14 protein-coding genes are annotated in these 21,764 nt (G+C 70.5%); 4 read left to right on the top strand and 10 right to left on the bottom strand.

Features of this window, described 5'->3' with window-relative positions; genetic code table 11:
* Nucleotides 1–15 precede the first annotated feature (15 nt).
* The 5 genes from OIK44_RS18920 to OIK44_RS18900 all read right to left on the bottom strand — a co-directional run bounded on the left by OIK44_RS18920 (nt 16) and on the right by OIK44_RS18900 (nt 7,569).
* On the bottom strand, nt 16–1,002 hold the full coding sequence (locus tag OIK44_RS18920; RefSeq protein ID WP_273672941.1) for a FecR family protein: 987 nt from the start codon (nt 1,000–1,002) through the stop codon (nt 16–18).
* 64 nt (nt 1,003–1,066) lie between these two features.
* On the bottom strand, nt 1,067–1,582 hold the full coding sequence (locus tag OIK44_RS18915) for an RNA polymerase sigma factor (protein WP_273673010.1): 516 nt from the start codon (nt 1,580–1,582) through the stop codon (nt 1,067–1,069).
* Nucleotides 1,583–1,584: 2 nt separating this feature from the next.
* On the bottom strand, nt 1,585–2,304 hold the full coding sequence (locus OIK44_RS18910; protein WP_273672939.1) for an energy transducer TonB family protein: 720 nt from the start codon (nt 2,302–2,304) through the stop codon (nt 1,585–1,587).
* A gap of 150 nt (nt 2,305–2,454) precedes the next feature.
* Nucleotides 2,455–3,993, bottom strand: a complete 1,539-nt coding sequence (locus tag OIK44_RS18905) for an ArnT family glycosyltransferase (RefSeq protein ID WP_273672937.1) — start codon at nt 3,991–3,993, stop codon at nt 2,455–2,457.
* Between the two features lie 138 nt (nt 3,994–4,131).
* Nucleotides 4,132–7,569: a response regulator gene (locus tag OIK44_RS18900; RefSeq protein WP_273672935.1), complete on the bottom strand. Its 3,438-nt coding sequence runs from the start codon at nt 7,567–7,569 to the stop codon at nt 4,132–4,134.
* A gap of 262 nt (nt 7,570–7,831) precedes the next feature.
* Between OIK44_RS18900 and OIK44_RS18895 the strand changes: the two genes are divergently transcribed.
* The gene (locus OIK44_RS18895) at nt 7,832–10,240 is read left to right on the top strand and encodes an ABC transporter permease (RefSeq protein ID WP_273672934.1); all 2,409 of its coding nucleotides are present in this window, start codon (nt 7,832–7,834) and stop codon (nt 10,238–10,240) included.
* Nucleotides 10,241–10,511: 271 nt separating this feature from the next.
* Here OIK44_RS18895 and OIK44_RS18890 read toward each other — a convergent pair whose 3' ends face one another.
* Nucleotides 10,512–12,830: an NADP-dependent malic enzyme gene (locus OIK44_RS18890; protein WP_273672932.1), complete on the bottom strand. Its 2,319-nt coding sequence runs from the start codon at nt 12,828–12,830 to the stop codon at nt 10,512–10,514.
* Between the two features lie 195 nt (nt 12,831–13,025).
* Nucleotides 13,026–14,225, bottom strand: a complete 1,200-nt coding sequence (locus OIK44_RS18885) for an MFS transporter (protein ID WP_273672930.1) — start codon at nt 14,223–14,225, stop codon at nt 13,026–13,028.
* 114 nt (nt 14,226–14,339) lie between these two features.
* On the opposite strand from OIK44_RS18885, the gene OIK44_RS18880 reads away from it, so the two are divergent.
* Entirely contained in the window at nt 14,340–14,828 is a 489-nt protein-coding gene (locus OIK44_RS18880; protein ID WP_273673009.1) for a MarR family winged helix-turn-helix transcriptional regulator, read from the top strand.
* 23 nt (nt 14,829–14,851) lie between these two features.
* Nucleotides 14,852–15,817, top strand: coding sequence for a thiamine-phosphate kinase (gene thiL, locus OIK44_RS18875; RefSeq protein WP_273672928.1), 966 nt, complete (start codon nt 14,852–14,854; stop codon nt 15,815–15,817).
* A 50-nt stretch (nt 15,818–15,867) separates the two neighbouring features.
* Here thiL and OIK44_RS18870 read toward each other — a convergent pair whose 3' ends face one another.
* The 3 genes from OIK44_RS18870 to OIK44_RS18860 are packed head-to-tail and all read right to left on the bottom strand — an operon-like array spanning nt 15,868 to nt 21,001.
* Nucleotides 15,868–18,426 carry an EAL domain-containing protein gene (locus tag OIK44_RS18870; RefSeq protein WP_273672927.1) on the bottom strand — a complete coding sequence of 853 codons (2,559 nt, stop codon included), beginning with the start codon at nt 18,424–18,426 and terminating at the stop codon, nt 15,868–15,870.
* Nucleotides 18,423–20,438 (bottom strand): sensor histidine kinase, YfiR-like protein-associated, encoded by a 2,016-nt coding sequence (locus OIK44_RS18865; RefSeq protein ID WP_273672925.1) that lies wholly within the window; start codon nt 20,436–20,438, stop codon nt 18,423–18,425. Before OIK44_RS18865 ends, OIK44_RS18870 begins: the two co-directional genes overlap by 4 nt.
* The gene (locus OIK44_RS18860; protein ID WP_273672922.1) at nt 20,435–21,001 is read right to left on the bottom strand and encodes a TOL_0243 family YfiR-like periplasmic protein; all 567 of its coding nucleotides are present in this window, start codon (nt 20,999–21,001) and stop codon (nt 20,435–20,437) included. The genes OIK44_RS18865 and OIK44_RS18860 overlap by 4 nt, the downstream gene beginning before the upstream one ends.
* 276 nt (nt 21,002–21,277) lie before the next feature.
* Between OIK44_RS18860 and OIK44_RS18855 the strand changes: the two genes are divergently transcribed.
* A complete protein-coding gene (locus tag OIK44_RS18855) occupies nt 21,278–21,760 on the top strand; it encodes a CinA family protein (RefSeq protein WP_273672920.1) in 483 nt (160 codons plus the stop codon).
* Nucleotides 21,761–21,764 lie beyond the last annotated feature (4 nt).

Raw genomic sequence — 21,764 nt, 5'->3', positions numbered from 1 at the left:
GCGGGCGCGCCGGCGTCAGCTCAGCAGCAGCAAGCCGCCCGGCAGCGCGCGGGCGCGCAGGTCGAAGTTATGCTGAAGCTGGGACAGCGCCGAATCGAGCGCCTTGATGACGAAGCGGCCGCTGACGCGGCTGTTGCGCACGGCCTCGTTCAGCAGCACCACGCGGCCGGCGCGGTAACGGTTGATTTCATCGAGCACCTCGGCCAGCCGGGCGTTGCTGAACACCAGCTCGCCCTTGCGCCAGGCCGACAGCGCCAGCGGCTCGATGTCCGCCGCGCCGCCCACGGCGGCGGCGTCGTACACAAGCTGCTGGCGCGCCCGCAGCGCCCGCACCCCGGCCGGATGCTCGACGCGCACGGCGCCCTCGACGCAGGTGACGCACACCGCGCCCGTCAGGCGGCGCACCTCGAAGCGTCCGGACAGGCCCACGCTGCGGCCGGCGCCGGCCGTCACGGCGAAGGGCCGGCCCGCCGCCGGCAGGTCGACGGCCGCCTCGCCGGCCAGCAGGTCGATGCCGCCGTCGTCCTGGCGGCGCACGCTGGTCTGGGTGTTGAGCGTCACGCCGACGGCGCCGGCCAGGGTGACCGCGCTCTGTTCGCCGACGGCCGTGCGGAAATCCGCCCCCCATTCCGTCGGCGCCGGCCACAGGCCGGCCGGCGGATGCAGCACGGCGACGCCGGCCACGGCGGCCGCGCCCACGGCCGCGCCGAGGAAGGCCCGGCGCCCGGACGGCGCGGCGTGCAGGCTGCGCTGGCGCTGGCGCGCCGCCTGCGCGTTGCTGCGCAGCAGCTCGCCGACGCCGGGCCTGAGCTGCTCCCAGCGCTGCCTGACGGCGTAAAACGCCTCCTTGTGGGCGGCGCTGGTGGCGAGCCAGCGCCGGAACGCCTCGGCGTCCCAGGGCTTGACGTCGCCCGACGTCAGCGTGCGCAGCCAGACCCGCGCCTGCGCCTGGAGCGCGGCGGGCGTCGTGGTGCTGCTGTCGGCCGGTCTAGTTCTTTTCATCGTCTCGCTTGGTTCGGGGTGGTGCCACATAGTCTAAGACGGATCGAGCCCCACAAAACCGCAATTATTTTTTTTCATCGGCCATCCGGGCATCCAGATAATCGTGGGCGCGCTTCAAATCGAGCTCCACCGTGCGCAGCGACACGCCCAGGCGGCGCGCCACTTCCTTCTGCGCCATGCCCTCCCAGCGCACCAGCACGATCACCTCGCGCTGCCGCGCCGGCAGGCGCTCCAGCAGGCGCACCAGCTGGCCCAGATCGGAGCGCGCGCCGGCCACCTGCGCCGGCCCGGGCGCCGGGTCGGCCAGGTCCAGCAGCTCGCTGATTTCCTCATGCGCCAGCGACTGGCCGTGGCGGCGCCGGATATCGACGGCGGCGTTGGCGGCCATGCGGATCAGGTAGGCGCGCGGGCTGCGCACCACCAGCCCCTCTTCCGGCTGGCTGTGCAGGCGCAACCAGGTGTCCTGCAAGGCGTCGCCGGCCAGGTCGGCGTTGCGCAACACCCGCGCCAGGCGCAGCTTCAGCTCGCCGTAGCGCCGGGTCAGATAGTCCAGCAGGGCCGGCTGGGTGTTCTCGGGCACGCTCAAGATACCCCGCCGCTGCGGCAATGCGGCCCGGCGCCGGCGACGCGCCGCTCGTCCGGCAGCACGATCACGGTCAGCGGCTGCGGCATGTCGGCCGGCGGCGGCGCCGCCATGCGCACGCGCCGCAGCGCGTCCAGCATCGCCGCGTCGCGGCGCGCGTCGCCGGTCGAGCGCAGCAGGCGCGGGCGCTGCACCGCGCCGCCGCCATCGACGTAAAAGCGCAACAGGGCGCGATAGGCGCCCGGCGCCGTGCCGGCGTGGGCGCACAGCGCGTCCCAGATGCGCGCCTGGACCAGGCCGGGGTAGGCGCCGGCGCTGGCCAGGGCCGTCTGCATCGCGGACGCGGGCGCGGCCTGGGCCTTGAGCACGAACACGTCGGCCGGGCCGGAACTGGCGCGCTCGGCAAGCAGGCCCGTGCCGGCCAGCAGCAAGGATAGCGCCGCCTCGGGCGTGAAGCGGCCGACCACGGCGGACGAGGTCCGTCCGGCGACGACCTCGCTGCGGAACAGCGCGGCCCGCTCGGTCAGGGAAGCGTAGCGGTTCAGGGCGGCGGCCAGCGGCTGCGCCGCAATGTCGAAGTCGAACAGCCGGCCGGGCGCGTCCGCCGCGGCGGGCGGCGGGCCGGCGGCGCCGTCAGCGGCCGAGGCCGGCGCGGCGAGCCCGCAGAGCAGCGCCAGCACCGCGCCGAGGCGGCTCAATCGCGCGGCGTAACAAGGCATGTCGGCCGGCTTCCGCGTCCCGCATTGCCGCGCACGTCGCCAAGCCCGCGGCGCAGGCGCGGACGACAGGATAGGGTGGCAATTCGAGTCGACAAAGGATATACACCATTTTGTAATCTTTTATCATGACAGCAGAATGTGACGCCCTTATTACAGCCCGCGCCGGCGCTGGTAGATCACCAGCGCGCGTTCGTCGCGGCCCGTCTGGCCGGTCAGCGCCACGGTGCGCACCCTGGCGTAGTGGACGCCGTCGTCGAGCAGGGCCTGGAAGTTGCGCATGCTCGGCTGGTCCGACAGGTAGCCGGGCTGGGCCACCACCGTGGCGACCTTGTGGCGGTCCAGCATGGCGAGGATGGCTTGCCGGTCCAGATTCCGGTCGCGCACCCCGAGTTCGCGCATGATGTGGATTTCCACGAACAGCTTGTCGGCGCGGCACACGCCGATATCGCGGCGCCGGCCCAGGGTGCGCAAGGCGTAGATGAAATTGCCGTCGCGGTGGGCGGAAATCAGCACGTTCGCCTGTTGCGGCGTGAGCGCCTGGGCGGCCGCCGCCGCCTCCGGAAAGCCGCCGACGACAGGCACGGCGGGGGTGGCGCCCAGTTGCAGCAGCAGCCACGCCGCCAGCGCGGGCAGGAACAGGCGCGCCGCCGGCGCGGCGCACAGGTAGAGGCCGTGGGCCGCCAGCACGAACAGGAACAGCATGCCGGGCAGGTTGAAGCGCGGGTCCTTGTTGGAGACGACGCTGAAGAAAATCCATGCGCAGACCGTGTAGGCGGCCAGCACTCGCAGCGCCGGCGTCGCGCGCCCCGTGGCCGCCGCCCTGGCCGCGGCGGCCAGCCCGGCGACGGCCAGACACAGGGCCGGCCAGCCCAGTTGCAGCGGCAATTGTCCGGCGTACCAGGTCCAGTTGGCCAGGCTCCACAGCGGCGGCATGCCCGGCGCGGCCGTCGCCAGGGCCTGGTTCACCTTGCTGAAGTAGGCCACCATCAGCATGGCCGGCAGCGCGATCAGGCCGGCGATGGCCGTCGCGGCAATGCGTTTGCCGAGCGCTGGCCGGCCCGCCCCGCCCCGGCCGAAGACGAAGAACAGGAAGACGGGTACGGCGAACACGCCCTGGACCCGGGTCAGCATCGACAGGCCCAGGCAGACGGCGGCGGCAAACAGCCAGCCCTGGCGTTGCGTCTCAAGGTGGCGGATCAGCAGCCCGGCGGTGAGGAAGTGCATGGCCGCCGCCGGCACGTCGAGCTGCACCTGGCGCGACCAGAGCGCGACCGGCGCGAGCAGCAGCACGCACAAGGCGGTGGCCAGCGCGCTGGCGTGGTCCATCGCGCGGCGGCAGATCAGGCAGACCAGCGCGCCCAGCATCAGCGTGTACAGGGCCACCGCCGCCTGCGCCACGGCGTGGCTGGCGCCGAACAGCAGCAGCAGCGGCACGGAGCTGAGGTAGAAGAAAGGAGGATAGAAGCCGATGTTGATGGCGGGGTATTGCTCGTAGTAGGCCCTGGCGTAACGCAGCGGATGGGCCAGCCCGCCCTCGCTCAGCAGGTCGCTCAGGAACACGCCGTTCATGGCGTGGCGCGGCGCGTCGTACCACCAGAAGTCGCCGCCGGTGGGCGAGCTCAGGAAGTAGTACAGCACCAGGCCGCCCAGGCACAGGCAAGGCGCCGCGCGCCGCAGCATGTTCGTCATCGGATCGCTTCCTTCAGCATGGCGCGGCCGCCGAAGCGCGGGCTTCGCCGCAGATGCCCCATCTTCATGATACAAGGACATGCGCCGCCATCTTTGCTGTTCCACAATCATTGCCGGGAACGGGATGCCGCCATGCCCTCACGCGGCGAAGACGTGCCGGCGTATCGTCGCCATCATTTGCTCGACGTCGATGGGCTTGGCGATGAAATCGTCCATGCCCGTCGCCAGGCAGTGCGCCCGCTCGGACGCCATGACGCCGGCCGTCATGGCCAGGATGGGCAGCGTCGCCGCCAGCTCGGCGCGGATGATGCGCGTGGCCTCGACGCCGTCCATCACCGGCATTTGCACGTCCATCAGCACGGCGTGGAAATGGCCGGCGCGGGCGCGCAGGATGTCGACCGCCTCCTGGCCGTTGTTGACGCAGCTGATGGTGGCGCCGGCGAACTCCAGCATGCTGCGCGCCACCAGCTGGTTCAGGGCGTTGTCCTCGACCAGCAGCAGGTGCACGCCGTCCAGGCGTTGCAGCGGCATCCCGTCCGGCTCGGCCGCCGGCGCCGCCGGCAGGCCGGCGCGGTGGGCGATGGCCTCGTGCAGGGTGTCGAACAGGCTGGACGCCGTCACCGGCTTGATCAGCAGGGCGTCGGCGTCGGCCGCGGCGGCGAGCCGCTCCAGCTGGTCGCGGCCATAGGCGCCCACCATGATCACCACCGGCAGCGCGGCCGACGGCAGCGCCGCCCGCAGCGCCGCCATCGTCGCCAGGCCGTCCATGCCGGGCATCTGCCAGTCGGCCAGGACGATGTCGTAGTCCTGGCCCGCCGCGCGGCGCCGTTGCAGTTGTTCGAGCGCCTCGGCGCCGGACGCGGCGGCGTCGGCCTGCCAGCTCCAGGAGTGGATGGTCTTGCACAGGAAGTCGCGGCTGGTGGCGTTGTCGTCGACCACCAGCACGCGCAGCTTGCGCCGCCCGCCGTCGGCGGCGCCGTCCGTGTCCTGCAACACCGTCAGGGCCACCGTCAGCGCAAACTCGCTGCCCTTGCCGACGTCGCTGCGCACGTCGATGCGCCCGTCCATCAGCGTCGCCAGGCGGCGGCAGATGGCCAGGCCCAGGCCGGTGCCGCCGAAGCGCCGCGTGGTCGAGGCGTCGGCCTGGCTGAAGGCCGTGAACAGGCGCTCCTGCTGCTCGGCGGCGACGCCGATGCCGCTGTCGCGCACGCTGAAGCGCAGCGTCGCCACGGCGCCCACGCGCGCCGTCTGCTCGACCAGCAGCGACACTTCGCCGCGCTCGGTGAACTTGACGGCGTTCGACACCAGGTTGGTCAGCACCTGCTGCAGGCGCATGGTGTCGCCGAACAAAACCTGCGGCACGTCCGGCTCGACGCCGATGGCCAGTTCGAGGTCCTTGTCGGCCGCGTTCAGCGTCATCACGGTGGCGATCGCGTTGATGACGTCCTTGAGCTGGAACGGCACCGGCGCCAGGTCCATGCGCCCCGCCTCGATCTTGGAAAAATCGAGGATGTCGTTGAGGATGGCCAGCAGGGAATTGCCCGAGCCGCGTATCAGGTCCAGGTATTTTTTCTGCACCGAGGACAGCGCCGTATTGCCGAGCAACTGGGCCAGTCCCAGGATGCCGTTCATCGGCGTGCGGATTTCATGGCTCATGTTGGCGACGAATTCGCTCTTCGCGCGGCTGGCCGCCTCGGCCTGCTGCTCGCTGGCCGCCTGGCGCAACTCGGCGTTCTTGCGCTCGGTGATGTCCAGGCCCATCAGGTAGATGCCCTTGACCTTGCCGTCGGCGCCAACGTCGGGGATCAGGTCGAGCATCAGATGGATCAGCTTGCCCGCCGTTTGCGTTTCGCGCTCGTAGTGCAGGCGCTCGCCGCCCAGGGCCCGCGCCAGGTCCGCCTGCCACACCTGGGCGACCTCGCCGAACACTTCGGTGACGGTCTTGCCTATCATCGCGGCCGGGTCGACTCCCCAGACGCGCCGGTAGTGGCTGTTGCTGAACTCGAAACGGGCATCCTGGTTCAGATAGGCGATCAGGGCCGGCAGGTTGTCGGCGATGGTGCGGATGTGCTTTTCCCGCGCGGCGATCTGCTCTTCGAAGGCGATGCGCTCGGAGACGTCGTGGATGAAGGCGTTGGCCAGATAGCCGCCCTTGCAGGGCATGGCGGCGACCGACAGCTCCACCGGGATTTCGTGGCCGTCGCGGTGCTGGGCCGGCACCCGCACGCGCTGGTTGACGACGGGGCCGCCGCCGCTGACGGCGAACACCTTCAAGCCGGCGTGGTGGGCGCCGCGCAGGCGCTCGGGGATGATCAGTTCGGCGACATTGCGGCCGATCGCTTCGGCGCGGCCCCAGCCGAACATGCTTTCCGCCTGCGCGTTCCACTCCCGCACCGTGCCGTCGATGTCGCAACTGACAAAGGCGTCCGGCGCGCGCTCCAGGATGGTGCGCACCAGCAGCTCGCTGGCCCGGGTGCGCGCCTGCGCCTGCTCGCGCCCGGCCATGGCCTTGTGGAAGGCGCCGCCCAGCTCGCCGATCTCGTCGCGCTGGCCGGTTTGCAGCACGTCGATGCCGGCGCGCCCGGCCAGGATGTCGGCCAGTTGCCGGCGCAGGCGCTCCAGCGGCCGGAACAGCCGGCGGATGCCGGACCAGGCGACGCAACCGGCGACCAAGGCGAACAGCGCGGCGGCGCCGGCGGCGGCCAGGCGCTGGCGTATCAGCGGCGCCAGCGCCTCCTCCGTCGGGAAGCGCGTGGCGACGATCCAGCCGGTCGAGCGCAGCCGCTTGTACGAGTAGATGCCGGGGCTGCCCAGGTGGTCGCGCTGCTCGCGCCAGCCCTCGAAACCGCGCGGCGCCAGTTCCGCCGCGCCGGCGCCCGGCCGGCCGTCGACGCGCTGCAGGATCTTGCTCTTGTCGGGGTGGCTGATGACGACGCCGTCGCCGCTGGTGATGAACATATAGCCGCTCAGGCCCGGGCGCAAATCGCCCAGCGGCTCCAGCAGGCTGGAGCGCATCAGGTTGATGCCGCCGCTGACGACGAGGGCGACCTCGCCGCGCGCGTCGAACACGGGGGCGGTGAGGATGACCACGGGCTGGCCCGACAGCAGGCTTTTGAACGGCGCGGAAATGATGCCCTTGCGCGCCGCCAGCGTGGCGTCGAAATAGGGCCGGCCCTTGGCGCTGAGCAGGCGCGACGTGCTGCCCTCGTAGAGCAGTTCGAGCGGCACGCCGTTGCGGTCGAACACGGCCAGCCCCGAGAATTCCCGGCGCACCGTGGTCTGGCTGGCGAGGAAGCGGTGCAGGGCCTGCTTGTCGGACTGGGCGGCGGCCGGCATGGCTTGCGCCAGCGCGTCGAGCAAGTCGCGCTTGGCGCCGATGTGTTCGTCGATATAGGCGGCCGCCCCCGTCAGCGAGGCGAATTGCTGGTCGCCGATGACGCTCTTCATGCCGCGCTCGGCCAGCATCAAGGACATGAGGGTGACGATCACCGTCGCGCCCAGCACCAGCAGGACCAGCAGAGTCGTCAGCCTGAATTGCAAGGTCGATGCACCCAGGCGCGTCTTGATGTTTTCCATACGTGTAGAAGAGTGCCCCTCACGGAATCGACTGCTTAGCGTGACGATCTTATCATTGTCGCCGGTCCATTGACAGCGAAATACCGGCGGCGCGGGGCGCGAACGCGGGGCGCGGAAATACTGTCCGTTTTTGAACAGTCGGCCTTGTACAGTTGCGGACAGCGGCGCGGCGCCGGCGCAGGATTGGCCGCCGCAGGGGCTGGCACGGGGATTGCTGTAGCACGCCTATGCGACAATTCCCCCCTCTTCTCCAGGATCACCCATGACATTCCGCGATTTCCGCATCGGTTGGCGTTTGCTGCTGCTGCAACCGGCCCACTCCGCCATTGTCGTGCTTGGCATGGCGCTGGGCTTGGCCGTCAGCTTTCTGATTCTGGCCCAGTTGTATTTCAGCTTCACCGTGGACCGCCACGTGCCCGGCGCCGAGCAGGTGTATGTGGTCAAGAGCCGCGCCAACTGGGACGACGCGCGCTGGTCCGCCAGCGCGCCGATGCCGGCCAAGGAAGTCGCCGAGCAAAGCGGCCTGGCGCTGGCGGCCAGCCGGGTCGTCGGCCTGAGCGTGCCGATGCGCGTCGGCGACGTCGTGCAGAACGTCGCGCTGAACGCCGTCGACGCCAGCTACGCCGAGGTGTTCGGCCTGCGCGCGCGGGAAGGCGATTTGCGGGCGGCGCTGACGCGGCCCGACGCGCTGGCGCTGACGCGCGAGACGGCGCGGCGCCTGTTCGGCGACAGCCGCGCGCTGGGGCGCAGCGTGCTGATCGCCGGGACGGCCTTCCAGGTGGCGGCCATCCTCGACGACACGCCCGACAATGCCAGCCTGCCGCTGGCGGCCCTGGCCGGCATCGGCACGGCGGCCTGGGACGGGGCCGAGCGCCGCAAGATGCTGGCGGACTGGGGCGACACCCAGGGCTTGCTGTACCTGCGCCTGGGCGCCGGCGCGGCGCCGCAACGGGTGGCGCAATTGCTCTCGGACGCGGCCGAGCGCTCGCCCTTGCGCGCGCAGCTGACGCCCGAGCAAAGCGCCCGGCTCGGCGGCGCGCGCCTGCTCGACGTCGCGCTGGGGCCGCTGCTCGACGCCTATCTCGACAAAGTCGCCCGCAGCAGCCAGGTGAAGGTCAAGAAAGGCAAAACCATCCTGCTCGCGGCGATGGCCGGCGTGGCCGTGCTGGTGCTGCTGCTGGCGACGATCAACTACGTCAACCTGGTGACGGTGCGCACCATCGGCCGGCAGCGCGAAATCGCCGTGCGCAAGGTGCTGGGCGCGAGCGGCTGGCGGGTGCTGCGCCAGATGCTGGCCGAGTCCATGCTGGTCTGCCTGCTGGCCGGCGCGGCGGGCATGCTGCTGGCCTGGCTGCTGCTGCCCGGCTTCGGCGCGCTGGTCGGCCTGCGCCTGGACGCGCTGTTGACGCCGGACAAGCTGCTGGCCGGCGCCGCCGCCGGCATGGCATTGGCGCTGGCCGTCGGCGCGCTGGCGGCCCTGTATCCGGCCCGGCTGGCGCTGGGCATGCACCCGGCCGCCACGCTGGGCGGGCGCGGCAGCGAGGCGGCCGGCGGCAACTGGCTGCGCCGCGGCCTGACCGTGCTGCAGTTCGCCGTCGGCATGGGCTTTGCCAGCATCGCCATCACCATGGCGTGGCAGATGCACTTCATGAACGCGCTCGATTTCGGCTTCGACCCCGAGCCGCTGCTGGTGCTCGACCTGCCGCTGGACATGGAGGCGCCGGCCAGCCAGTCCTTCCACGCGGCCGTCGCGCGCCTGCCCGGCGTCAGCCAGGTGGCGATGGCCGAGGATGGCATCGGCCAATCGTATAACATCATGAAAAAGGCCGGCGTCGCCGGCGCCGAGGCCATTATGATGCGCACGATGCCGGTCAGCCCGGAATACTTCGCGCTGTTCGGCGCCCGCCCGCTGGCCGGCCGCCTGTTCGACGCCGCCACCGACCCCGCCGGGCGCACCGGCCTGATCGTGCTGGACGCCGGCGCCGTGGCGCAGCTCGGTTTCGCCAGCCCCGCCGCCGCCCTGGGCCAGGTGGTGACGCTGCGCGACGCGCCGCAGCGCATCGTCGGCGTCAGCGCCGCGCTGCTGACGCAAAACGTGCTGGCCGAGCACACGCCCACCATCTACGAACTGGGCCGCAACACCCACACGATGATCATCAAGACGGCGGGCGGGGCGGACGCGCCGCAGGGCGCGCTGGCGGCGCTGTGGCGGCAGCACTATCCGAACCACCTGCTGAACGTGATGCCGATGCGCCGCCTGCTGGCGGCGCCGACGCGCCAGATCGCGCCGCTGCTGCAGATCTTGACGCTGGCGACCGGCGTCGCGGTGGCGCTGGCCGCCTTCGGCATGTACATCCTGTCGGCCTTCAGCCTGCAGCGCCGGGCGCGCGAAATCGTGCTGCGCAAACTGTTCGGCGCCGGCCCCGCCGACATCGCCCGCCTGGTCGGGCGCGAATTCCTGCTGCTGATCGGCGTGGCCGCCGCGCTCAGCCTGCCGCCGGCCTATTTCGCCGGGCAGAGCTTCCTGGAGGAGTGCGCGCGCCAGGCGCCGGTCGGGCCGTGGGCGGCACTGGCCGCGCTGGCCGGCGCCGTCCTGGTGGCGCTGCTGTCGAGTTCGCGCCACACGCTGGCGGCCATGCGCGTGGCGCCGGCGCTGGCGCTGCGCGCCTAAAGCGTGTGCTAACAGGTGAACTCCCGCGCAGGCAGCGCTGTTGCGCCACACAGTGGATTGAAAATAAGAATGACTTACTCCCCCATTGTTGACCGCTGCAAGGCCAGGAGTTCCACTGCATGGTAGGCCCTGCCCCGGGGGCGGGATTGATAATTATCAACCAGAATGAAAAATCCCACGTCTGCTTGGAAAGCGGCGTGGGATCTGATCTGTATCAACGCGAGCGTGGCCGCCCGCGGCGAGGCGGCCCCGCGCGGGGCCGGGGCCTTGCTTAAGCCTTGCGCTGGGCCACCGCGTCGACGACGCACAGGGCCGTCATGTTGACGATGCGCCGCACCGTCGCCGACGGCGTCAGGATGTGCACGGGCTTGGCGCAGCCGAGCAGGATGGGGCCGACGGCGATGCCGTTGCCGGCCGCCGTCTTGAGCAGGTTGTAGGCGATGTTGGCGGCGTCGATGTTCGGCATCACCAGCAGATTGGCGTCCGTCTTCAAGTCCGAGTTCGGCATGATCTTGGCGCGCATCTTCGAGTCCAGCGCCGTGTCGCCGTGCATCTCGCCGTCCACTTCCAGTCCCGGCGCCTTTTCCTTGATGATGGCCAGGGCGGCGCGCATCTTCTGCGCCGAGGCGCTGTTGCTCGAACCAAAATTCGAGTGCGACAGCAGGGCCGCCCGTGGCGACAGGCCGAAGCGGCTCATCTCGTCGGCCGCCATCATCGTGATCTCGGCCAGTTGCTCGGCGTCCGGGTTCTCGTTGACGTGGGTGTCGACCATCACCAGCTGGCGCTCGGGCAGGATCAGCACGTTCATGGCGGCGTAGACATTGCTGCCGGCGCGCTTGCCCAGCACCTGGTCGATATAGTGCAGGTGCAACTGGGTGGTGCCGAAGGTGCCGCAGATCATGCCGTCGGCGTCGCCCTTGTGTATCATCATCGCGCCGATCAGGCTGTGGCGGCGGCGCATTTCCAGCTTCGCGTATTCCTCGGTGACGCCCTTGCGGCTGGTCATCGCGTAATAGGATTGCCAGTAGTCGCGGTAGCGCTCGTCGAAGTCCGGGTTGATGACGTCGAAATGCTGGCCCTGCTTCAGGCGCAGGCCGAATTTCTCGATGCGCGCCTCCAGCACGGCCGGGCGGCCCACCAGGATAGGCCGCGCCAGACGCTCGTCGACCACCACTTGCACGGCGCGCAGCACGCGCTCTTCCTCGCCCTCGGCGTAGACGATGCGCTTGAGCTCGGCCGGCGTGCTCTTCGCCACCTGGAACAGCGGCTTCATGAAGGTGCCGCTGCGGTAGACGAATTGCTGCAGGCTGTCGGCGTAGGCTTGCAAATCCTTGATGGGGCGGGTCGCCACGCCGGAGTCGAAGGCGGCCTTGGCCACGGCCGGCGCGATCTTGATCAGCAGGCGCGGGTCGAAGGGCATGGGAATCAGGTATTCCGGGCCGAACGACAGATTGCTGATGCCATAGGTGGTGGCGACGATGTCGGATTGCTCGGCGTGGGCCAGCTCGGCGATGGCGTGGACGACGGCGATTTCCATTTCGCGCGTGATGGTCGTCGCGCCGCAGTCGAGGGCGCCGCGGAAGATGTAGGGGAAGCACAGCACGTTGTTGACCTGGTTCGGATAGTCCGAGCGGCCGGTGGCGATGACGGCGTCGCTGCGCACGGCCTTGACGTCTTCCGGCAGGATTTCCGGGCTGGGGTTGGCCAGCGCCAGGATCAGCGGCCGGGCCGCCATCTGCCGCACCATGTCTTGCTTGAGCACGCCGCCGGCCGACAGGCCGAGGAAGATGTCGGCGCCGACGATGGCTTCGGCCAGGCTGCGCATCGGCGTGTCCTGGGCGAACCGGGCCTTGTCCGGGTCCATCAGCTCGACGCGGCCCCGGTAGACGACGCCGGCCAGGTCGGTGACGAAGATGTTTTCCAGCGGGAAGCCGAGGTCGACGATCAGGTCCAGGCAGGCCAGCGCGGCCGCGCCGGCGCCCGACACCACCAGTTTGCAATGCTTGAGGTCCTTGCCGACGGCCTTCAAGCCGTTCAGGATGGCGGCGCCGACGATGATGGCCGTGCCGTGCTGGTCGTCATGGAAGACGGGGATCTTCATGCGGTCGCGCAACTGGCGCTCGATGTAGAAGCACTCGGGCGCCTTGATGTCTTCCAGGTTGATGCCGCCGAAGGTAGGCTCCAGCGAGGCGATGATGTCGACCAGCTTGTCCGGGTCCAGCTCATTGATCTCGATGTCGAACACGTCGATGCCGGCGAATTTCTTGAACAGCACGCCCTTGCCTTCCATCACGGGCTTGGCGGCGAGCGGGCCGATATTGCCCAGGCCCAGCACGGCCGTGCCGTTGGTGATGACGGCCACCAGATTGCCGCGGGCCGTGTATTTATAGGCATTGGCGGGATCGACGACGATCTCTTCGCAGGGCGCCGCCACGCCAGGGGAATAGGCCAGCGCCAGGTCGCGCTGGTTGGTCAATTGCTTGGTTGGCGTGACGCTGATTTTGCCAGGTCTCGGGCACTCGTGATATTCGAGCGCGGCAAGGCGCAGTTGTTGACGCAATTCCTCTTTTTGATCAGATGACGAATCCATGCTGTGCAGCCTTCCTGTTTGTTCGTTCGGAAAGCCTACGATTTTATCAGACGGATTCTTTCAATTAGCTAGGTATTTTCCCCAAGCCACAGTCTGTTATCACCAAAACGCATAATTTGTGCCGGAAGCCATATTAAAATGCCTATCGAATTTTACAAGCCGATCCGTTTTGCCGATGGCCTCCGGCGCCTGCGCTCAAGAGGCCGGCACGGCCGCGCCGGCGATGCGGCCCGGCGGCGCCAGGCGCGCGGTCAGCGCCAGCAGCACGACGACGCCGCCCGCCATCACCATCCAGGCCTGGCCCAGGCTGGCCGTCTGCTCGCGGATGAGGCCGGCGACAAACGGCATCAGGCTGGCGATCATATAGCCGCCGCCCTGGACGAAGCCGAGCAGCGCGCCGGCGCCGGCCGGGTCGCGCACCTGATCCATCGTGACGATCAAGGTCAGCGGAAACAGCGCGCCTATGCCGCCGCCCAGCAGCACGGTGGCGGGGACGGCCAGCGCGGCCGGCGCGGCGATCAGGCAGGCCAGGCCCGCCAGCGCGGACAGCAGCGCCAGCACCAGCGGCACGCGGCGGTCCGGCAGCGCGTTGATGACGGCCGACACCGTCAAGCCGGCCAGCACCTCGGTCAAGGTCAGCGCGCCCAGCAGCAGGCCGCTGTCGGCCGCGCTCCAGCCCAGTTGCATGAAAAACGGCGGCAACCAGGCCAGCACCAGCGTGTAGGCGCCGGTGCCGATGCCGAAGAACACCAGCAACAACCAGGCGCGGGGCGAGCGCAGCGGCAAACCGACGGCCGCCGCCGCGCCGCCGGCGGGATGCGCGCCCGCCACCTTGACCCAGACCAAGGCCGCCAGCAGCGCCGGCACGCCCCACAGGGCCAGCGCGGCGGACCAGCCCAGCTGCTGCGCCAGCGGCGCGGCCGAGGCGGCCGCCAGCGCGGCGCCGCCCATGATGCCGGTGGTGTACAGGCCCATCAACTGGCCGGCCCGCCGCGGGAAGTGGCGCTTGATGAAAGCCGGCAGCAGCGCCTGCACCAGCGCGATGCCCAGGCCACCCAGGGCGGCCGTGGCCATCAGGCCGGCCGTGCCGTGCGCGGCGGCGCGCAGCGCGCAGGCCACGGCGACGACGGCGATGCCCAGCGCCACGCCGCGATAACTGCCCAGGCGCCGCTGCAAGCGGGCGCCCAGCAGCGCGCACACGCCCATCGCGAACACGGGCACGCTGGTCAGCAGGCCGGCGTTGCCGCTGCTGATGCCGGTGGCCGCCTGGATGGCGCCGAGCAGCGGCCCGATGGCCGCCAGCACGGGCCGCAAATTCAAGCCCAGTAGCACGATGGCGGCGATGGTGAGCAAGTCCGACGGCGCCGGCCGTGGCGTGCGGGGTGTGAGGTGCATGGATTTCCTTGCCGCGCCAGCAGGCGCATGGTGTAGTATTAACTCGACATTAAGTATCTTAACATCAAGACGAATGAATCTATCTTAACATCAAGAGAGTTGGGAGTGTGAATGATGAATCGCGCGCAGCACGCGGCCGCCCAATGGCACAGCCAGCGGCCGGAACTGGACGCCTTCCCGATGCAGCTGGTCGGGCAATTGCAGGAGGCGGCCCAGGTGATCGCCCGCGACCGCCTCAACCCGCTGTTCGCGGCGGCCGGCCTGCAGCCGGGCGAATTCGACGTGCTGGCGACGCTGCGCCGCGCCGGCGCGCCGTTCGCGCTGACGCCGACGGCGCTGTACGAGGCCGCCATGCTGTCGTCGGGCGGCATGACGAACCGCCTCGACCGGCTGGAACGGGCCGGCCTGGTCGAGCGCCGGCCGCACCCGCGCGACCGGCGCGGCGTGCTCGTCGCGCTGAGCGGCGCCGGCCTGGCCCTGATCGAGTCGCTGGTGGACGCCCACGTCGACAACGAGCGGCGCCTGCTGGCCGCGCTCGACGCCGACGAGCAGCGCCAGCTCGACGCCCTGCTGGCCAAGCTGCTGCGGGCGCTGGCCGGCTAGACCTCATTCGGTACAATGGCGCCATGCTCTCCGAATTCGACCTGATCAAACAATACTTCGCGCGTCCGCGCGCCGGCCGCGCCACGCTGGGCATCGGCGACGATTGCGCGCTGCTGACGCCGGCCCCCGGCCTGCAGACGGCCATCTCGTCCGACATGCTGGTCGAGGGCCGGCACTTCTTCGCCGGCGCCGACGCCCGCAAGCTCGGCCACAAGAGCCTGGCCGTCAACCTGTCCGACCTGGCGGCGATGGGCGCGCGCCCGGTCGCCTTCACGCTGGCGCTGGCGCTGCCGGCCGCCGAGCGCGGCTGGCTGGCCGGCTTTGCCGACGGCCTGTTCGCGCTGGCCGACGCCCACGGCTGCGAACTGATAGGCGGCGACACGACGAAGGGGCCGCTGAACATCTGCATCACCGTGTTCGGCGAACTGGCGCCGGGCGAGGCGCTGCGGCGGGCCGCGGCCCGGGCCGGCGACGACATCTGGATCAGCGGCACGCTGGGCGACGCGCGCCTGGCGCTGGCCGGCTACCGCGCCGAGCTGGCGCTCGACGCCGCCAGCCTGGAGCAGGCGGCCGCGCGCATGCACACGCCGACGCCGCGCCTGGCGCTGGGGACGGCGCTGGCGCGGGCCGGCCTGGCGCACGCGGCGATCGACATCTCCGACGGCCTCACGGGCGACCTCGGCCACATCCTGGCCGCCTCGCGGGTCGGCGCCACGCTCGACGTCGACGCGCTGCCGGCCGGACCGGCGCTGGCGCGCCAGCCGCTGGAACTGCGGCGCCGCTTCACGGCGGCCGGCGGCGACGACTACGAATTGTGCTTCACGGCGCCGGCCGGCGCGCGCGCGGCCATCCTCGCGCTGGCCGCCGGCGCCGCCACGCCGGTGACGCGGGTCGGCCGCATCGACGCCGCGCCCGGCCTGCGCCTGGTCGACGGCGCCGCCCGCCCGCTCGACCTGCAACTGGAAGGCTTCGACCACTTCAAGAGCTAGCGTCCTGAATATATATTATTCAAGGAAGCGGCGATCCGGGGCACCGGCGCTCAAATCGCCGCGTCGGGATTGTCGGCATCGCCGCCGCGCACCGCCGCCGGCTGGTTCATCAGCCAGTAGTGGTGGAAGGCCAGGCGGATGTTGTCGCGCAGCTGGGTGTCGTCCCAGGGCTTGGTGTAGAAGCGGTAAATCGCGCCGCGGTTGATCGAGTCGAGCACCGCCTCCAGCCCCGTATAGCCGGACAGGATGATGCGTATCGTCTCCGGATACATTTCCTTGACCTTGCTGAGAAACTCCGTGCCGCTCATGATCGGCATGCGCTGGTCGCAGACGATCACGTGCACCCGGTGCAGCGCCAGCATCTCGAAGCCCTCGGCCGGCGACGCCGCCGTCAGGATGTGGTAGCCGTCGGCGCGGAACAGCCGGTGCAGCGAGGACAGCACGTTGACGTCGTCGTCGACGATGAGCAGGGTCTGCGAGGGCTGCGCCGCCGCGTCCGTCTCCGGCGGCAGGCCGGTGCCGGCCTCGACCAGTTCGGCCATGGCCTCGGCCGGCAGCGGCCGGCTGAAGTAATAACCCTGGATTTCGTCGCAGCGGTTGCGCCGCAGGTATTCCAGCTGCGGCCGCGCCTCGACGCCCTCGGCGATGACGCCCAGCTTCAGGCTGTGCGCCATGCTGATGATGGCCAGCGCGATGGCCGCGTCGTTCGGGTTCGTCGTGATGTTGCGCACGAAGGCGATGTCGATCTTCAGCTTGTCGATCGGGAAGCGCTGCAGGTAGGACAGGCTGGAATAGCCGGTGCCGAAGTCGTCGATGGCGATCTTCACGCCGATGCGCTTCAGGTTGCCGAGCACGGCGATGGTGCGCTCGGCGTTCGCCATCAGCGCCGACTCCGTCAACTCCAGCTCCAGCAGGCCGGCCGGCACCTCGTGGCGCGCCAGCGCGAGCCGCACCTCGCCCTCGACGTCGCCCTCGGCGAACTGGCGGCTCGACACGTTCACGGCCACGTGCACGGCCCCGACCCCGGCCGCGCGCCACGCGGCGATCTGGCGGCAAGCCTCGTCGATGATCCAGCCGCCGGCGCGCACGATCAGGCCGGTGTCCTCCAGCAGCGGCACGAACTCGGCCGGCGACACCAGGCCGTAGCCGGGGCGGCGCCAGCGCAGCAGCGCCTCGGCCCCGCTCAGGCGGCCGCTGCGCAAATCCACCTTGGGCTGGTAGTACAGCACGAACTCGCCGTGTTCGAGGGCGCGCCGCAGCGCCAGCTCCAGGTCGAGCCGGGCCAGCACCTGCACGTTCATGCCGGCCGTGAAGAAGCGGTAGCCGTCGCGGCCGGCCTGCTTGGCGCGCGCCATCGCCGTGTTGGCGTACTTGATCAGCGTCTCCGGCTCGGTGGCGTCGTCCGGGTACATGGCGATGCCGACGCTCGCCGTCAGGGCCGCCGCGTGGCCGCCCAGGTCGAAAGGCGCGCGCAGCACCTTGCGCACCTCGTTGGCGACGTTGACGGCGTCCTGCTGGTCGCGCGTCATCGTCAGGATCAGCGCGAATTCGTCGTTGCCCATGCGCCCGACCGTGTCGCGCAGGCGCACGCACTGCACCAGGCGGTTGCTGAACTGGCGCAGCAGCTCGTCGCCGAGGGCCGCGCCGAGCGAGTCGTTGACGTTCTTGAAGCGGTCCAGCGCGATGAACAGCACGGCGATGCGCCAGGCCTTTTCCTGCGCCAGCCCGATGGCGTGCTCCAGCGTCTGGTAGAACAGGCTGCGGTTGGGCAGGCCCGTCAGGCTGTCGTAGTGGGCCAGGTGCTTGAGCCGCTCCTGCGCCTGGCGCCGCTCGCTGATGTCGCGCGCCACGGCGATCAGCACGCGCTCGCCGTCCATCTGCTGCCACTGCCAGTACAGCTCGACCGGCACCGGCACCTGGTCGTGCCGCTCCAGCTCGCACTCGCTGAGGGCGGGCGCCCGCGCCGGGTCGCGCGGCGCGTCCGCCGGCGCCGCCGGCAGCAGCCGCGCCGGCGCCATCGCCAGCAACTGCTCGCGGCTGTAGCCGAGCATGCGGCAGGCGCCGCCGTTGACGTCGAGCAGGACGGCGCCGGCCGCGTCGATCAGGAAAATGGCGTCGGCGGTGGCGTCGATGGCGCTGCGAAAGCGCTGCAGCTCGGCCGTGCGCTGGCGCACCGTCTGCTCCAGCCGGGCGTTGTAGTCGCGCGCCTCGCGGTGCATCAGGCGCACCTCCAGCATGTTGTGGATGCGCGTGAGCACCTCCAGCGGGTCGAACGGCTTGCTGATGAAGTCGCGCGCGCCGGCGTCGAGCGCGGCCAGCTTCTTCTCCGGGTCGGCCGTCACCACCAGCACCGGCAGATAGGCGCCGGCCTCGATCGGCTTGAGCGCCGCCATCACGTCGAAGCCGCTCATGCCGGGCATGTGCAGGTCGAGGATGATCAGGTCGTAGTCGTGCTCGCGGTGCAGGCCGGCCACCTGGCGCGAATCGGTGGTCGAGCTGACGGCGTGGTAGCCGGTGTTGACGAGCAGGTAGTCGAGCAGCTGCACGTTGACGGGCTGGTCGTCGACGATGAGGATGCGGGCGGCACGGATATCGTCCTGGGTGATCATGTCTGCTCCTCGCGGTGCGCCACGCCGGCCAGCGTGCTGTTGACGGCCTGCGTGAACTCGTCGATGTTGATCGGTTTCGTCAGATAGCGGGCAAAGCCCTGCGCCAGGCCGCGCTCGACGTCGCGCGGCATGGCGTTGGCCGTCAGCGCGATCACCGGGATGTGCGCCGTCAGCGGGTCCGCGCGCAGCAGCTGCAGCGCCTCGGCGCCGCCGATGCCGGGCAGGTTCAAGTCCATCAGGATCAGGTCCGGCCGGTGCGCCCGCGCCATCTCGACGCCCAGTTTGCCGTCCGGCGCCGACAGCAGGCGCAGGCCCGGGCGGAAGCGCACGATTTCCTCGACCAGGCGCAGGTTGGCCGGGTTGTCCTCGACGTACAGCAGGGTCAGCGCGGCGGCGCCCGGCCGCGCCGCCGCCGCCGCGGCGGCCGGCTCCGGCGCCGGCGCGGCCGGCGCGGGGGTCGGCGCCGTCGCCGGCAGATCCACCCAGAACACGCTGCCGACGCCGGGCTGGCTGCTGACGCCGATCTGCCCGGCCATCAGCTCGACCAGGCGCTTGGTGACGACCAGGCCGATGCCGGTGCCCTCCTGCGTCCCGCGCTCCTGGCCGAGGCGGTTGAAGGGCTGGAACAGGCCGTCGAGCTGCTCGGCGCGCAGCCCGGCGCCGGTGTCCTGCACCGACAGGCGCACCAGGCCGGCGCCGCCGTCGTGGCAGTCGAGCAGCACGGTGCCGCCGTCGCGGTTGTATTTGACGGCGTTCGACAGCAGGTTCAGCAGAACCTGCTTGAGGCGGGTGCGGTCGGCCCGCACGTTCAGCGCGCAGGCATCCGGGAACACCAGGCCGATGCGCCGCTGCGCCGCCAGCGGCGCGATCATGCTGTCGCACTCGGCCAGCATGTCGGCCAGGCCCACCGGTTCCAGCGACAGGTCGACCGTGCCCGACTCGACCTTGGCCAGGTCGAGGATTTCATTGATCAGGGTGAGCAGGTGGCGCCCCGACTTCAGGATGTGGTCGGCGAACTCGTGCTTCTGCGCCAGCGTCGACGGCAGCCGCTCCGACGTGAGGATTTGCGCGAAGCCGAGGATGGCGTTGAGCGGCGTGCGCAACTCGTGGCTCATGGCCGACAGGAAGGACGACTTGGCCTGGTCGGCGCTTTTCGCCTCCTCGACGGCGCGGGCCAGTTCGACGTTGCTCGCTTCGAGCTGCAGCGTGCGTTCGAGCACGCGCCGCTCCAGGTCGGCGTTCAGGCGCATCACCTCCTGCTGGGCGGCGCTGCGCTGCTCGGCGGCGCGGGCGATTTCGCGGTTCGAGGTTTCCAGGGCGCGCGTGCGGTGCTCGATCTCGGCCAGCATCTTGTTGAAGGAGTCGGCCAGCTGGGCCACCTCGTCCTCGCCGAGCCTGGGCGCGCGGCGCGAATAATCGCCCGTGCCGACGACTTCGCGGGCGACCTCGGCGATGGCCAGGACGGGCCGGGTGATGACGGCGTCGAGGCGGCGCATCAGCAGGTAGGCCGCCAGCAGCGCCAGCGCCGCCACGCCGATGGCGATGCCCAGGTAGTCGAGGATGTGGCCGAGCAGATTGTAGTCGGCGCGCAGGTAGACGGTGCCGAGCAGCTCGCCGTTGTCGACGATGCGTTTGAACAGGTGCAACTGGCCGCCGTCGATGCGGACGCCGTCGGCGCCGGCGCGGGCCGGGAAACTGCCCGCCTGGCCGGGCGCCACATAACTGGCGAACAGCGCGCCGCCGGCCTTGTAGATGGCGGCCGCGTTGACGCCGGGGCGCAGCCGCAGCAGGCCCAGGTTCTGCCGGGCCAGGCCGGGGTCGTCGAAGGTCAGCGCGGCCGACGTCATGTGGCCCAGCAGCTCGGACTGCACCGCCATGTCGGCCAGCAGCGTGCGGTGGTAATTGCGCAAGTCGTAGGCGATGATGCCGCCCAGCGACACCAGCAGCGCCAGCAGCGTCGTCAGCAGCACGACGGCGAGCAGCTTCAGGCGGATCGAGCGCAGGCCGATCACGCCGGCCCCGGCTGGACTTTGTAGGCCGCAGCCAGCATGCGCGCGCTGATGCGGATGCGCGCCGCGGCCAGCGGCTTGAGCGCGACCTCGAAGCGCAGGCGCTCGTCGGCGACGACGAAACTGACCATGCTGCCCAGCGCGTGCGCCGCGTCCGTTTCCGTCACCGTCAGCACGGCCAGCTGGCGGCTGGCGTCGAGCGCCTCCTGCACGGCGGCGCGCTCGATGGCGGCGATGAACAGGATGTGCAGGCCGGCCGGCGCGTCGCCGCGGCGCAGCCGCCGCACGACGACGGCGCGGCCGTTGGCGCTGCGCCCGGCGACGCTCTGTTCGAGCTGCTCGGCGAGGGCCTCGTCGCCCAGCACGCCGATGACGAGGGGGCTGTCGGCGCGCGCGAAACTGCCGTCCGGCCATTCGACGAAGCCGGCGAACTTATACAGATAGGCCGCCTTGACCTGGCGCTCCAGCGCGCCCGGCGCCTGGGCCCGCGCGGCGCCGCCGAGCAGGGCCAGCAGCAGCGCCAGCCACAGCACCGGCAGCAAGGCCGGCCGCGTCAGCGGCGCCATCGGCGGCTGGCCGGCCGCGGCGGGTCCGGTGCTAGACGGTTGAGTAACATTACCCTCCCCATGGTTGGAGAATGCGCCATTTCCTGTCGGCCCATCGGCGGCCCGGCCGGCGCCGCTGGCAGTGCGACCGGCCGAAAACGAGTGTACGCATTTTCATGAACAACGGGGAAAGTTTTTGAACGAAAGCATGGTGCGCCCGCCGCAAGGCACGCTAGAATGGCTGCAAAGGGCGCCGCAGCGGCGGCCGCCTTCCCTCATCGCACCCAGGAGCCCAACATGAGCAACGACATCCTCGATCTGGCCGCCCAAGTGGGCCGCGCCCTGCAAGAAAAAGGCCTGCTGCTGTGCACGGCGGAATCCTGCACCGGCGGCGGCGTGGCCCAGGCCATCACGGAAATCGCCGGCTCGACCGGCTGGTTCGACTGCGGCTTCGTGGCCTATTCGAACGCGTCGAAAACGGAATTGCTGGACGTGCCGGCCGCCCTCATCGCGCAACTGGGCACCGTCAGCGAAGAGGTGGCGGCGGCCATGGCCAGCGGCGCGCTGGCCAACAGCAACGCCCACGTGGCGCTGTCGACGACGGGCATCGCCGGCCCCAGCGGCGCCGTGCCGGGCAAGCCCGTGGGCACCGTCTGCTTCGGCTGGAGCAACGGCGACAGCAGCCACACGGAGCGCCTGGTGTTCGCCGGCGACCGCCAGGCCGTGCGCGAGCAAACCGTCGTGCACGCGCTGAAAGGCTTGCTGCGTTTCATCAACTAAGGGA

The organism is Janthinobacterium fluminis, assembly GCF_028595325.1.
Classification (GTDB): domain Bacteria; phylum Pseudomonadota; class Gammaproteobacteria; order Burkholderiales; family Burkholderiaceae_D; genus Janthinobacterium; species Janthinobacterium fluminis.
Note: the sequence above shows the minus strand (reverse complement) of the source record. Positions and strands in the feature narration are given on the sequence as shown.

What these genes read in the sequence shown, in the direction of transcription:
- OIK44_RS18920 (WP_273672941.1), bottom strand. Translation starts at nt 1,002, where the DNA reads ATGAAAAGAACTAGACCGGCCGACAGCAGCACCACGACGCCCGCCGCG.
- OIK44_RS18910 (WP_273672939.1), bottom strand. Translation starts at nt 2,304, where the DNA reads ATGCCTTGTTACGCCGCGCGATTGAGCCGCCTCGGCGCGGTGCTGGCG.
- OIK44_RS18905 (WP_273672937.1), bottom strand. Translation starts at nt 3,993, where the DNA reads ATGACGAACATGCTGCGGCGCGCGGCGCCTTGCCTGTGCCTGGGCGGC.
- OIK44_RS18900 (WP_273672935.1), bottom strand. Translation starts at nt 7,569, where the DNA reads ATGGAAAACATCAAGACGCGCCTGGGTGCATCGACCTTGCAATTCAGG.
- OIK44_RS18895 (WP_273672934.1), top strand. Translation starts at nt 7,832, where the DNA reads ATGACATTCCGCGATTTCCGCATCGGTTGGCGTTTGCTGCTGCTGCAA.
- OIK44_RS18890 (WP_273672932.1), bottom strand. Translation starts at nt 12,830, where the DNA reads ATGGATTCGTCATCTGATCAAAAAGAGGAATTGCGTCAACAACTGCGC.
- OIK44_RS18885 (WP_273672930.1), bottom strand. Translation starts at nt 14,225, where the DNA reads ATGCACCTCACACCCCGCACGCCACGGCCGGCGCCGTCGGACTTGCTC.
- OIK44_RS18880 (WP_273673009.1), top strand. Translation starts at nt 14,340, where the DNA reads ATGAATCGCGCGCAGCACGCGGCCGCCCAATGGCACAGCCAGCGGCCG.
- thiL (WP_273672928.1), top strand. Translation starts at nt 14,852, where the DNA reads ATGCTCTCCGAATTCGACCTGATCAAACAATACTTCGCGCGTCCGCGC.
- OIK44_RS18870 (WP_273672927.1), bottom strand. Translation starts at nt 18,426, where the DNA reads ATGATCACCCAGGACGATATCCGTGCCGCCCGCATCCTCATCGTCGAC.
- OIK44_RS18860 (WP_273672922.1), bottom strand. Translation starts at nt 21,001, where the DNA reads ATGGCGCCGCTGACGCGGCCGGCCTTGCTGCCGGTGCTGTGGCTGGCG.
- OIK44_RS18855 (WP_273672920.1), top strand. Translation starts at nt 21,278, where the DNA reads ATGAGCAACGACATCCTCGATCTGGCCGCCCAAGTGGGCCGCGCCCTG.